This is a genomic window from Pseudomonas sp. GW821-FHT09H03, assembly GCF_059415945.1.
The window spans coordinates 29,368-42,458 of record NZ_JBWKOF010000012.1; the positions used below are offsets into that span (position 1 = coordinate 29,368).

Annotated in this window: 9 protein-coding genes and 2 pseudogenes; 6 read left to right on the forward strand and 5 right to left on the reverse strand. The window is 57.6% G+C overall.

Annotation, left to right across the window (positions count from 1 at the left end; translation table 11 throughout):
* Positions 1-105 precede the first annotated feature (105 nt).
* Positions 106-1,065, reverse strand: a complete 960-nt coding sequence (locus AC07OG_RS17930; RefSeq protein ID WP_495067647.1) for a LysR family transcriptional regulator — start codon at positions 1,063-1,065, stop codon at positions 106-108.
* 169 nt (positions 1,066-1,234) lie between these two features.
* Between AC07OG_RS17930 and AC07OG_RS17935 the strand changes: the two genes are divergently transcribed.
* Positions 1,235-3,271, forward strand: a complete 2,037-nt coding sequence (locus AC07OG_RS17935; RefSeq protein ID WP_495067648.1) for an alkyl/aryl-sulfatase — start codon at positions 1,235-1,237, stop codon at positions 3,269-3,271.
* Positions 3,272-3,478: 207 nt separating this feature from the next.
* Here AC07OG_RS17935 and AC07OG_RS17940 read toward each other — a convergent pair whose 3' ends face one another.
* Complete coding sequence (locus AC07OG_RS17940; protein ID WP_495067649.1) at positions 3,479-5,836, reverse strand: tetratricopeptide repeat protein; 2,358 nt, start codon at positions 5,834-5,836, stop codon at positions 3,479-3,481.
* Between the two features lie 712 nt (positions 5,837-6,548).
* Between AC07OG_RS17940 and AC07OG_RS17945 the strand changes: the two genes are divergently transcribed.
* A complete protein-coding gene (locus AC07OG_RS17945; protein WP_495067650.1) occupies positions 6,549-6,956 on the forward strand; it encodes a hypothetical protein in 408 nt (135 codons plus the stop codon).
* Positions 6,957-7,170: 214 nt separating this feature from the next.
* Here AC07OG_RS17945 and AC07OG_RS17950 read toward each other — a convergent pair whose 3' ends face one another.
* Positions 7,171-8,019 (reverse strand): ureidoglycolate lyase, encoded by an 849-nt coding sequence (locus AC07OG_RS17950; protein WP_495067651.1) that lies wholly within the window; start codon positions 8,017-8,019, stop codon positions 7,171-7,173.
* 38 nt (positions 8,020-8,057) lie between these two features.
* Positions 8,058-8,216, reverse strand: a pseudogene (locus AC07OG_RS17955) (SDR family oxidoreductase); the annotation flags it as partial.
* Positions 8,217-8,220: 4 nt separating this feature from the next.
* Here AC07OG_RS17955 and AC07OG_RS17960 point away from each other — a divergent pair.
* The 3 genes and pseudogenes from AC07OG_RS17960 to AC07OG_RS17970 form a co-directional block, all read left to right on the forward strand.
* A pseudogene (locus AC07OG_RS17960) lies at positions 8,221-8,562 on the forward strand (ABC transporter permease); the annotation flags it as partial.
* Positions 8,563-8,780: 218 nt separating this feature from the next.
* Positions 8,781-9,587 (forward strand): lytic transglycosylase domain-containing protein, encoded by an 807-nt coding sequence (locus tag AC07OG_RS17965; RefSeq protein ID WP_495067652.1) that lies wholly within the window; start codon positions 8,781-8,783, stop codon positions 9,585-9,587.
* 130 nt (positions 9,588-9,717) lie between these two features.
* Entirely contained in the window at positions 9,718-11,205 is a 1,488-nt protein-coding gene (locus AC07OG_RS17970) for a sensor histidine kinase (protein WP_495067653.1), read from the forward strand.
* On the opposite strand, the gene AC07OG_RS17975 is transcribed toward AC07OG_RS17970, so the two are convergent.
* Positions 11,206-11,904, reverse strand: coding sequence for a response regulator (locus AC07OG_RS17975; RefSeq protein ID WP_495067654.1), 699 nt, complete (start codon positions 11,902-11,904; stop codon positions 11,206-11,208).
* A 385-nt stretch (positions 11,905-12,289) separates the two neighbouring features.
* On the opposite strand from AC07OG_RS17975, the gene AC07OG_RS17980 reads away from it, so the two are divergent.
* Complete coding sequence (locus AC07OG_RS17980; RefSeq protein WP_495067655.1) at positions 12,290-12,982, forward strand: response regulator; 693 nt, start codon at positions 12,290-12,292, stop codon at positions 12,980-12,982.
* Positions 12,983-13,091: the final 109 nt, after the last annotated feature.

Genomic DNA, 13,091 nt, shown 5'->3' on the forward strand with positions numbered 1-13,091 from the left:
GCCATTAGATATTGCGGCGATAGCTGTCGTTAAGCATTTCGCCATTCCACAGGACTTGTATTCACTGTTCCTGCGTATCTTCGAAGCCCAGGCGTACCGCTGGATTCACTCCATTCTCATTTGGACGAGAAGGCTTTCCCGCTGACAGATTTCTTCTTCCACGGCCCTCACTTCCCTCATGTAAACCTCTACCGCGGGTGGTAACGAGCGCTCTTTAAGGTAAATGAAGCCGTAACGGGTTCGCAGTGCGAGGTCATGGATGGGTAACGGTGCGATTTCTCCCGCCATGATTTCCTGCTCAAAAGTCGATAAATTCCCTAGAGCCAGGGCATTACTGTTCTCGAGGAATTTAACGATTTGCATCGGCACGTCTATTTCGATCGCCGGTACAAAATCACCCGTCACCGCATCATAAGCGCCCGCACAGCCCAACGTTGCCGGGAGCAAATGGGTCGCTAGCCGCAGCGGAATGCGCGAGGCCACCCACGGGTAATCGAGTGTTTGCGCCAATGTCAGTGAACGATTTTGCGACAGCAGCGGATGGCCGGGACGGCAAAACAGACGCCCCTCATGCTCACCCAACAGCTCGCAGGTGAACTCTTCCCTGCCTTGCAACGTGCTGATTTCGGCAATCCCCAGATCCACTGCCCCTGTGGCGACCTGATGAGCAACTTCACGCCAACCGGCGACATGTGCAGTGACCTTGATTTGAGGATGCCGGGCATGCAATCGCGCGAGGCTGGCATAACCGCTGGCGATGCTTGGGTAGGGACCCAACGCTACCCTCAGTGCTCCAATATCGCCTCCCGCCAGCAAAGCGATGTCTCGACGCAGGTCCTCCTCGGCCATCAACAGGCGCTGGCTCTTTTCACGAAGCAATTGACCAAACGCAGTCGGCACGACGCCTTCGGTGCGTCTATCGAACAGCGTGACCCCCAGTTCACTCTCCAGTAACTGGATGCTTTTGCTCAGTGCCGGTTGGGAAACCCCCAACGCTTTTGCTGCCCGACCAAAGTGCGCATGTTCAATCAATGCCAAAAACTGACGTAAGCGGCGTGGCGTCATCTCATAACCTTTGTGTTATCGATAAGCATCAAAACGGAATTTTTCGTGATGAAATGAATATGCTATTCATGGCCGTACTGGTCAAGCTGACGACGCACATAAACAAGCGCTATGGGCACTCAACGGCATTGACGCTCATTGGCAAACCTTCTGGCGCAGGAACCCTTTCATGTCCAACAAGACCCTTCATCTGGCACTGGCGATTACCCTTGGCGGTAGCGTCAGCCCGGCCATTTTTGCTGCCGATGCAAACGTCGTGAGTTCTGATCCCGCCTCCGCACAAAACGCGCATTTCGACAGCAAAGGCAAAGCCCCTTCGCCTTACACGATCGAACTGCAAAATGGTGTGCGCAAGGCTCTTCCGTTTGCGGACAAACGCGACTTTGAAGAAGCGAGAAAAGGCTTCATTGCTGCACCGTCCTATAACAAGATCATGGCCGAGGCCGGGAACGTCGCCTGGAACATGGGGAGCTATAACTTCCTGCTGGAAGGTAAGGACTACGACAGTATCAATCCGTCCCTGCAACGCCAGGCAGTACTCAACACGGCCTTCGGTCTGTATGAGGTCGTTCCGGAGAGGATTTACCAAGTGCGCGGTTTTGACCTGGCCAACATCACCTTCATCAAGGGCGATACCGGCTGGATTGTGTTCGATACCTTGATGTCGAAGGAAACCGCCAAGGCCGCCCTGGACTTCATTAATGAAAAACTTGGCAAGCGCCCGGTCGTGGCGGTAGTAATCTCTCACTCTCATGCCGACCATTTCGGTGGTATCCGCGCAGTGGTCGATGAAGCAGATGTGCGCAGCGGCAAGGTCCCGTTGATAGCACCGACAGGTTTCATGGAGCATGCCGTGGCTGAAAACGTCTACGCCGGTACTGCCATGACCCGGCGCGCCTTCTTGCAGTACGGTGTGATGTTGCCGCACAGCCCATACGGCCATGTCGACATGGCCATAGGGAAAAATGCCTCGATGGGCGCCATGGGGCTGATTGAGCCCAATCGCTATATCGAGAAAGATTTCGAAACCCTGACCGTTGACGGGGTGGTGATGGAGTTCCAGAACACTCCGGGCACCGAAGCGCCATCGGAAATGAACACCTGGTTTCCACAGTTCAAGGCGTTCTGGGCCGCCGAGAACATAACCGGCACGATCCATAACATCTACACGCTGCGCGGTGCCCTGGTCCGTGATCCGCTGGTCTGGTCGAAGAACATCAACAACGCCCTGTATCGTTACGGACAACAGGCCGATGTCATGCTCGCGTCCCACAGTTGGCCACGTTGGGGCAATGAGCGGATTCAAGAAGTAATGCGCGCGCAACGCGATGCCTACGCCAACCTGAACAATGCCGTGCTGCATGCGGCTAACCAGGGCGTCACCATCAACGAGATTCAAAACGTCTACAAGCTGCCCGAAAGCCTGAAAAACAATTGGGCGACTCACAGCTACCACGGCTCGGAAGAGCACAATAGCCGTGCCGTGATCAACCGCTACCTGGGCTATTGGGATGCCAACCCGGCGACGCTGATGCCGCTTTCACCGAAAGATTCGGCACCGCTGTATGTCGAAATGATGGGCGGCGCGGACAAGATCATGGCCAAGGGCAAATCCCTGTTCGACCAGGGCAAATACCGCGAAGCCTACGAGATCCTCAATAAACTGGTGTATGCCGAGCCGCAAAACAGCCAGGCCAAGGATCTGCTGGCGGACGTCTATGAGCAGGTCGGCTATCAGAAGGAAAGTGCCGGCGTGCGCAACAGTTTCCTTGCCGCGGCGTACGAACTGCGCCACGGCGCGCCCAAAGGCGTACCGCCAAAAACCGGTGGACCTGACATGATCCGCGCCATGAGCACAGAGTTGTGGCTGGAGTATCTCGGCATCAGCCTGGATGGCAGCAAAGTTGCGGGTGAACACTTCATCCTGAATCTCAATACGCCGGACAATGGCGAACAGTTCGTGGTCGAGTTGAGTAACTCGACCCTGACCAGCATCAAGGGACAGCAGGCCAAAAATGCCGACCTGACCATCACCCTCGATCGCTCTGCGCTTGAAGGCGTGATGGCAAGAAAAACCAGCTTCAATCAGCTCGTCAAGGACGGCAAGGCTAGCTTCAAGGGCAATCACAAACCGTTCGAACTGCTGATGGCAGCCATGACGCCGTTTACCCCGGACTTTGAACTACTGCCGGGTACAAAGCAGTAACCGGACCGCGCCCTTAATCCCGCTAAAGGGTCAACAACCTTGGCGCGCCCGCTGCCTGGACGCGCCCATTCAACACCTGCGAAGGAGTAAGCGATGCTCCAGTATTGGGTCATGTAATTCAGTGGTTGAATAAAACAACATACGGGCGCGCATCGATTCACCAAATGCATGTTTTCCCTGCTCGGCAGCTGCTCCAGACGCGACGGATCATTTCAACGATGGATCATCCATGTTCATTTTCTTCCAGCCCTGCACGAGCATCTGCGCCTTCGGTTCCTGCCCGCCTTTGAGGTAGTAATGGATCAACGCCTGCCGCGCATTGCGGTTGGCGGGCTGCACCTTCAACAGCCTTTCCAACTCCTCACATGCCGCCTCAACGTTGCCGCTGTCATGCAGTGCCACGGCCAGGACGTAACCGTATTGGGCGTTATCGGGTTCCAGTTGCGCGGCTTTGCGCAGAGCCGGCATCGCTTGATCCGTTTTACCCGCACGCACCAGCGACAAACCCTGGGTATGTTGCAGCAGGGCGGCCTCCGGGTGTTCTTTCAGGCTTTGCGCGAGCAGCGCCTGAGCTTCTTGGCTGCGTCCGCCCGCTTCCAGCCATTGCACCAGCGTCACCAGTGCCGGGTAGAAATCCGGGTCACGCTTAAGGGCCGTGCGCAGCAGCGCTTCGACTTCGCCGCTGCGACCGCTGGCCTGGTAGAGCATTGCCAGGTTGAGGTTGGCTTCGGCGCGTTCGGCCAGGCTCTTCTGTACTGCTTCGTATTCGGCAATGGCGGCATTCCAGTTGCTTTGTGCACTGCCTAAACCAGTGCGAGCCACGCTCAACAAATCTCGCGCTGCGGCGATGCGTACGGCCTTCACAGGATCACCCAGCAATGGCGTCAGCAGCGGCGCCCGCTCCGGTGGCGGGAGTAACGCGCTGATCGCCCGCACGGCACTTTCTCGCACTTGCGGTGCCGGGTTGCTCAGGTGCTGGGTCGCCAGGTTCAACGCCTGCTCGCTGGGGTATAGCGGCAACTCGACCAGCAACGTCGCCCGCTGGATCGCTGGCAGGTCGCTGCGATGCAATTGCTCATACAACGCTTGTGCCGCACCGGGTTCACCGTTGCGGATCCGCCACAGGCTTTCGTCGTAGCGCGGCGTATGTGCAACTGTGGCCGCGTTCCAGAGCTTGAACTGTTCGATGACTTTGTCGCCGACCTTGCCTTGATGACAACTCAAACAGGCATCCGGCGTGCCGAGTTTTTTCGCCCGCTCGGGGTTGGGAATGCTGAAGCTATGGTCATGCCGGAAGTCGTTGCCCATGTAGAACTTGCCAGGCATGTGGCAATCCACGCACTGCGAGCCGGGTTGGCCCATGGGGTGGCGGGTGTGTTCGATGGAGTCATAATTCTTCGCTTGCAGGCCCTTGCCATCGACACCATCCACCGAGGTCTTGCCGGCAGTGTTGTGGCATTGCAGGCATACGCCGTTACCCGGTGCTTTGAGTTCGTTGCTATGGGGATTGTGGCAATTGCTGCAACGCACACCCTTGTCGGACATTTTGCTCTGGGCGAAGGAGCCATGTTCGAATACTTCATCCTTGATCTTGCCGTCCAGTGCATACAGTTCGCGGGTCAGGGAACTCGGTAGGTAGTCATCCATCAGGCGATTGCCGACGGTGAAACCATCGCCCAGCGGCGCACGTCGGGAGTGGCAGCGTGCGCAGGTTTCGATTTCTACGGTTGAATTCTTGTCCTTGAGGCCGACGGGAAACCCGGCGTGGATCAAGTCACCTTTTTTCGTCGTCCATTCCAGGTGATTGGAGGCCGGGCCATGACACGCCTGGCAGCCGACACCGAGGCTGTTCCAATGACTGTCAAAGGTATTTTTTGCCGTATCGAAATTGCGCTTGTAACCCGTGGTGTGGCACTCGACGCACATGAAATTGGCGTTTTGGCTCGGTTTGCTCCAGTGCATCGGGTTCTTGAAGCTCACGCCCTGGCCTGGATAGAGGTGAAACCAGCGGTTTTTTTCGGTATCCCAAGCCACGCCCAGAGCTTGCAAGCGACCGTCACCAACCGCCACCAGGTATTGCTGTAGCGGCGAAATTCCAAAGGTGTAAGCGACCTGGAAGTCCGCGTTCTTGCCATCGATGCCGGGGGTGTTGACCCAGAATTCGTCACCTTTGCGGGAGAAATGGGTGGTTTCTTTTTCCGCATGGAAGGTGACGTTGTTGAAGTCGCCCAGCATGGTTTCAGCGTTGGCTACCTGCATCGCCAGTTCGTGATGGGAGCCTTGCCAGTCCTTGACTTGGGCGCTGTGGCAACCCTGACATTGCTGCTCATCAACCATTTTTGCCAGCGCCTTTTCCTGCACTACGGCACCAGGTTGTGGAGTGGCCGGCTGGACGACCGGTGTGCCAACCGGCGCATAAGTCACTGGAGCAGGTTTGCTGCTGACCAGGAACCACCCGATGCCCACAATGGCCATGAGCAGAACGCCGATAGTGACGGGAAACAGATAGCTGTTAATCGTCGTCGGTTGCGAATCGATAACCGTTTTATTTTTATCTTTCGGCATTACGACTTCCATAGCCCGGATGCGTTTGTTATCAAGCGCGCGTTCAATTTCACTACAGCCCTGCCGGATGGCCGGTGACTGTCAAAAATCTACGTGATAGCCGGATCAATCCTATTGATCGCGATGCCGTACTCAGTTTCAACTCCTTCGCGCGATTAATCTTGAGACACTGGATCGATCCACAAAATTTCTCTGGTTCTGTCTCGCTATGGCTCTGCCCAGGCCGAAGCGTAGCCCCTATGAATGTCCAAATCCACTGGCAGCGGACTCGCTCCAACGTCCGCTTTTGGCCAATTCTGTTGAAAACAGTCGGCCATGGTTTCCACGACAGAAAAGTACGCGCTTGAGATTGAAATCTTTACTTTGATCAGAGGGCTCCTGGGTCAGATTTCGCATAGCGGTGCGTAAAAAAGGCGCTTTCAGCGGCTAGTATGCGGGCAGTCTGGAAGAACCGACTTTTTCAACAGAATTGGCCGATTGCTGCCTGCCGCGAAAGGCAACAACCGGCCAGAAGCTATCGCCGACGAGCGGCAACTCTGCGGCGGCCCAATGCGCTAGCCTTCCATCGCGTGGGTGGTGCGCATCGCCAAGGCCTGTCGCTGCGACCAGCAACTGCGCGTCTTCGGGTTCGACCTGAGGGCAGCACTGAAATGGCGCGGCAAGTGCGGCCAAACACTTCATTCATTGCAGTCCGTCACAGGTACGCCTCACCATGGGAAATCCACTTAAGCATTCGAGCGTTCGTTTTGGTTTCTTGCTGGGTGTTATCTCAATGGGGCTGGTCGCTTGCGCCAGCGACGAGAACGCTAGTGCACCGAATAAAGCAATTACTCGCCCCCCCATCGATGACAGCGAGACTTCGTCTGTGCGACTCACTACCAGTTGGCTACAGCACTCCCTTAGCCAAACTGGCTGTCTGGAGCACGCCAGAGTGGCGCTTACAAAAGCGAGATATTTTGTTGAGACCGGCAACCGATCCGTCTTCGGGTTTCGTCAGGGTATGACTGTTTCGATTCGCTGCGACTATGAAGGCGTTGCTTTTTTGGCCGTCGCTTATCGCCAAAGACCAACCACTGAAACCCAGGATCGGATCTTGAATGAAATCACCAAGCTGTTTTGAGGACTACAGGCAAAAGGCAGGGGCTCGCCGGTACACCGGTCTCAGCGGGAAACAAGGCGGTGCTGGAACGCTGGTCGGTGACCTTCCATGACCAGCGTTGGGCGTTGGCAACAGTTGTATCGCCCGGACTCAGCGCGTGATCAGGACGGATTCGGCTCACTTCACATCCGGCCATTGATACAGGGCCGGTTCTTTGCGCATGAGCCGTGCCCCGTCAGTCCGCTTGCACGGTGACTTGATGCTGTTCACCCAACCCCGTAATGCCTAGCCGAATGGTCTGGCCAGGACGCAGGAAGACCGGGGCAGGTTTGATTCCCAGACCCACGCCAGGCGGCGTGCCGGTGGAAATCACGTCGCCTGGTTGCAGGCTCATGCAACGACTCAGATAGGCAATCAACTGCGGCACATTGAAGATCAGTGTCCTTGTATTGCCTGTCTGGTAGCGGTGACCATCGACATCCAGCCAAAGATCCAGCGCGTGAGGATCGTTGATTTCATCGCGAGTGACCAACCACGGGCCGAGCGGGCCGAAAGTGTCGAAACCTTTGCCCTTGTCCCAGGTGCCACCGCGCTCCAGTTGCCATTCGCGCTCCGACACATCGTTGATGACGCAATAGCCGGCGACGTGTTCCATGGCGTTCGCTTCATCGATGTAACGCCCACCTTTGCCGATGACCACACCAAGTTCCACTTCCCAGTCGGTTTTGTGCGAGCCACGCGGGATCTCGATGTTGTCATTCGGCCCGCAGATGGCACTGGTCCATTTGTTGAAGATGATCGGCTCTTTCGGTACTTCCATGTTCGACTCGGCCGCATGGTCGGCGTAGTTCAGACCGATGCAGATAAATTTGCCCACCTGCCCTACGCAAGCACCGATACGCGGCTGGCCGGCAACGAGCGGCAGGCTGGCCGGATCGATGGCGCCCAGCGCTGCCAGGCTTTGCGGGCTCAGGACTTGACCGGCGATATCCGCCACGTGGCCCGAAAGGTCGCGGATCTGATTATCAGCATCCAGGAGGCCGGGTTTCTCCGAACCTTTTTCGCCATAACGCAACAGCTTCATGTGTTTCTCCTGCTCAAACTGAAAGTGCAAACCAGGCTTCAGATGCTCATGCCGCCAACGATGACATGCACGCCCCCGATAGTGTAGGCCGACTCATCACTGCCCAGGTACAAGGCAAACCGGGTGATCTCGTCGGCGCTGCCGATTCTACCCATGGGTTGGCGATCAAGAAATTGCTGATACACCTGTGCTTCATCATCGAGTGATCGGGGCGAATCCCTGGGGATGGATTTCGCCGCGATGTTGATCATCCCGGTGGCGAGTGCCCAGGCCTTGTTCAATCGCGAGGGCTTGTTGCGGGTATTTGTCGAGGTGCGAGGTCCAAGCCTTCTCGAGCGTAGCAAGCGGCTGATACTGGCCACGCTCAAGGAGCGCCACGAGGGTGAGGAAGACGTCACCCTGATCAGCCAGGACAGCCTGCTCAGCGCCTTCGACGAGATACTCGCGGTGCTGCTGGCACTCGGCACGGCGCTACTGTTCGCCTGGCTGCCGGCGGCCCGGGCCTCGGCGCTGGAGCCGGTGTCGGCTTTGCGCAGTGAATAGCAGCCAGGCCAATGAGCCGGACCGGCCAGCCAAGGCACCGTGCGGCCGGGTCTCGCCGGTCTCGCCGGCAGCCCGTACGTCAACGCAAGCTCCAAGGCCGGTCACAAGGGGTATAACTATCAGAACAAAAGGCGGGCGACCCAGAACAGGCCCGCCAGAGGCGGCGCCCGGACCTGGCGCCCCAGATCTGATCGGCGCCTGCGGCGCGGAGCGATGTGATGAGTTGCAGAACATGGCGATGGACTCGCAAGAGTCTTCTTGGCTGCATCGGGCTGACCTTGCTGGTCGCTCCACTGTGCGCCAGCGCCATGTACAAGTGCCAAACCAGGGACGGAGCCGTCAGCTACACCCGCGAAGCCATCGCCAGCGCCCGTTGCACTCGCCAGAATGGCACGGCAGTCGCCGGTGCCGACGCCAAGGCAAGAGCCCTGCCACGGCGTGCGGGGAACGACAACTCTGGTGCGATGCGGGTTCGGGTGTACACCTTCATCCACCGGGGTGTTCGTCAATATGTGAGCCGGCGCCCTGTCGGGATCTCCGCACGGGTCGATGTCCTTGAGTTGTATTACATCAAGGGCTGCTATCTGTGCATGGCGCCGAAGGATTTCAAGGTCGCCTCACTGCGCCTGGACACCCAGTCCTATCGGCGGGAGATCGAAGCCGCTTCGGGTCATTATGGTGTCGACAGGGCACTGGTCCGCGCAGTGATCCATGCCGAATCGGCGTTTCGCCCCAACGCCATTTCCAGAGCTGGCGCCCAAGGGCTGATGCAGTTGATGCCCGCCACCGCCGAGCGCTTCGCCGTGGACGATCCGTTCGACGCACGACAGAACATTCGTGGCGGTGTGCGCTACCTGGCCTGGCTGCTCAAGCGCTTCAACGGCAACCAGGTGTTGGCGTTGGCAGGTTACAACGCCGGCGAAGCGTCCGTGGTCGAATACAACGGGGTGCCTCCCTACGCCGAGACGCAATCCTACGTCACCCGGGTGCAGTCCTTGACCGAGCGCTATCGCAACCATCGCTAGGGCGCATCACCCGCAATAGTTGATGAATGCCCTTTCCCCCCTCCAATTCTCGACCGCCATCGCAAAGCCAGCTACTTTGCAGCTAAGAGTCGATGCCGTTAGTGGCGACAATGATCGGGGTAGCAGGTCGATGGCAAACGCTGCAAAGGTCGAAGCAAAAAACCAGACAGCTATCGCGCAGGAGACTGCAGCGCTGGTTGAGCCTGCCCCGAATTCTGAAGAGGTCCGCGATGGCGGCTGGCGCACACGGATCGGGGCCCAGGCGCGCAACCTGAGTCACTCGACCCAGTTTGTCATTGCCGCAGCGGTGATCCTGGGACTGACCATGTTCTTCGTTGGTAACCTGGTGAGCGAACGAATAGAACGTGCCGCGGTAAATGCTGCAGCAGAAGCAGGCGCTCAGTACATGACCACGTTTCTGGAGCCCTATGTGCAAGAGATGAGCCGCGACGACAAGCTCTCGGCGCAAAGCGTCCAGGCCCTGGAGCGCCTCACGCAAAGCAGTGCGCTTAAACAGCACATTGTCTCGGTCAAGGTCTGGCGAGCGGATGGCACGGTGGTCTACAGCACGAACAAAGCCGTCACCCACCGTAAATTCCCGTTGGAACACGTCACCGAGGCACTCAAGGGCAAAGTGGTCACCGACCTTGAAGAATTGAGCCAGGATGAGAACGAGTTCGAACGCAAGCTCGATATCCCGCTCTATGAGATCTACGCGCCCCTGCGCGATTCAAGCAGCGGAAAAGTCATTGCGGTGGGCGAATTCTATGAAAAGGCCGATAGCCTCAAGCGCGAGATCAATCGTGTCCGACAGCAGGTATGGGCGGTTGTCGGCGCCGCGACGCTGGCCATGCTGACGCTGCTGTTCTTCATCGTGCGCCGCGGTGACAAGATCATCCAGCGCCAACAGGTGGCACTGCACCTACGGCTGCTGGAGCAAACCCGTTTGCACCTCAGCAATGCCGAACTCCAGCGCAAGATGGCCACGGCTACCCAGGAGTTTTCCCGGGTCAACGAACTCACCTTGCGACGCATTGGGGCAGACCTGCACGATGGCCCGGCGCAGTTGCTGACGTTGATTCTGATCCGGCTCGACGATTTGGCGGAAAACTGCTCCGCGGTCGATCAGGAGTCGCTGGAAACCATTCGTGGCGCTGCCACCGACGCCTTGCGTGAGGTGCGCGAGCTGTCACGTGGCCTGGCACTTCCGGAAATCAACGACCTGAGCCTGGTGGAGGAGTTGCAGTTGGTGGCGCAACGGCACGAGCAACGCACCGGCACCAAGGTCACATTAACCCTGGGGCAGCTGCCAAAGGCCGCGTCACTGCCGCTCAAACTCTGTTTGTACCGTTTTGTGCAGGAAGCCCTGAACAACGCTTACCGTCATGCCAACGGCGAGGGTCAGGTCATCCAGGCGAAGTGCATTGATAAGGTATTGAAGATCAGCGTCAGGGACAGTGGCCCTGGCATGGCGGCGGATGCCATGCTGCTCGATTCATCCGGCAGAACCCGCTTGGGGCTCGCCGGTTTGCGTTATCGCGTTGAATCTCTGGGCGGGTTGTTCAGCATCGACTCCTGCGCTTCGGGTACGTCGGTCAATGCCCAGTTCAATCTTTAGTCAGGAGCCGTCCTGGGCATCCATGGGTGTTTTCCCTGTGCCTATATGAAGTCGCCCGAGCGTTTCGCGCTCCCGGTAATGGCGCAGGGCCGTGACCGCCTCCACACGATTGCGGGCGTTGAGCTTCTGCATCACACAGCCCATGTGGTGCTTGACGGTTTTTTCGCTGATCGACAGCTTTGACGCCACTTCCCTGTTGGTCAGCCCTTTTGAAACTTCAACAATGACTTCCTCCTCGCGAGGGGTCAGATCAAACTTTTGATTTTCCGCTTCGTGCTTCTTGATGTTATTCAGCAGTTTGTTGGCGAACTCGGGAGTGATATAAGACTCACCCTTGGCCACCGACCGGATCGCCTGGACCAGTTCCGGACCGCTGACACCTTTCAACACATACCCCCGCGCGCCGGCCTCCAGTGCCAGAAAGGCGTCATCTTCGGATTCTGAAACCGTCAGCATCAACACCTTCACATCCGAAAGCTCGGTGGAAATGAACCGCACTGCGGCGAAAACATCCCCCGGCATATTGACGTCCATCAGCATCACGTCCGGACGCACCCGCTGGGCAATATCTCTGGCATCGTGCGCATTGGCGCCCTGCTCCACGACCTGAAGATCCGCCCGTTTTTTCAACGTATTGGCAACGCCCTCACGTAACAACGGATGGTCGTCGACAATGCCGATGCGAATGGATGGACTCATGACGCGCTCCCGAAACGATTAATGCTCATTGATTAATAGCAGGGAACCCGGGATGACGCCCGGCAAACCCCGGATCCATCCTCAATGATCAAGTCCGGATCGATACTCGCCACACTGATTTGGCCTGGTCGAGGCTTCTGGAGACCCCCAGTGCCCGCGAAAAACTGCCAATAACCCAAATCTGTGCCCCCAAAGTGTACTGACACACTTAGGGCCAAAAGCGGACTCTTCTACAATCGGACCCGATCGCCATGCGTTGAATGGGTTATTCAACCCCCTTCTCCACAAGCCGTAGAGTGAATGGATTGCAGCCCACTCCTACTTGACTATGCTCTATCGGGGGAAATTTGATGTGTAACAGCACGATGGCAGGGGTAGCAAAATAATGGCCTTTTTGTTGGTAGACGATCAGCCCATCATCACTTATGCCTTGAGTGAACTGCTCAAGGGCGCATTCCCCGATGCAGCCCGCATCGACGTGGCTGCCGATAGTTTGACAATGCTCAAATGCCTGACGAGCAAGCATTACGACTTTCTCATTCTGGATCTGTTTACGCCTGGCGCCGGACAAAGTATCGCCATGCTACGGGCAGCACTGAGCGAATCGCCGCATCTGGGGGTGGTGATCTTCTCGGGCTATAAGTCACCCTGCCTGGCGCTCGCCGCACTGGAACAGGGCGCTCGTGCCTATGTCTGCAAATCCAGCGGACCTCATCTGATTGTCGAGGCCATCGAGGCGCTCAAAGCCGGGAAGGTTTTTTGCGATCCGGCGATCGACCTTGCCAGCGCCCACAAGCATCCCTGGTATTCACTCAGCGATCTGGAGTGGTATGTGCTGCTGTCGCTGGCCCGTGGTGAATGCTTGCACAAGGTAGCCGAACGCCAGAGCCGCGACTACAAGACCATCGCCGCTCACAAATACAATGCACTGAATAAACTCGGACTGAGTACCGGCGTGGAGCTGGCGAACTATCTCGCTTCCCAGGGATTGGGTTATCTACTCGACGAGTTGACGGCCGACACAGTACCAAACCGCTACAAACGGCCGTTACAGGCTTCTGCGGCCAGCCGCAGGTAACTGCAACCGCCACAGGAGCAGTCGCGCCGCGGCTGCTTTTCTGCGTTGGGTGTCAAGCGCGATCGCCCCGGAGCACCGGGCGATCGCACCCTCGATTACCAGACCTGGC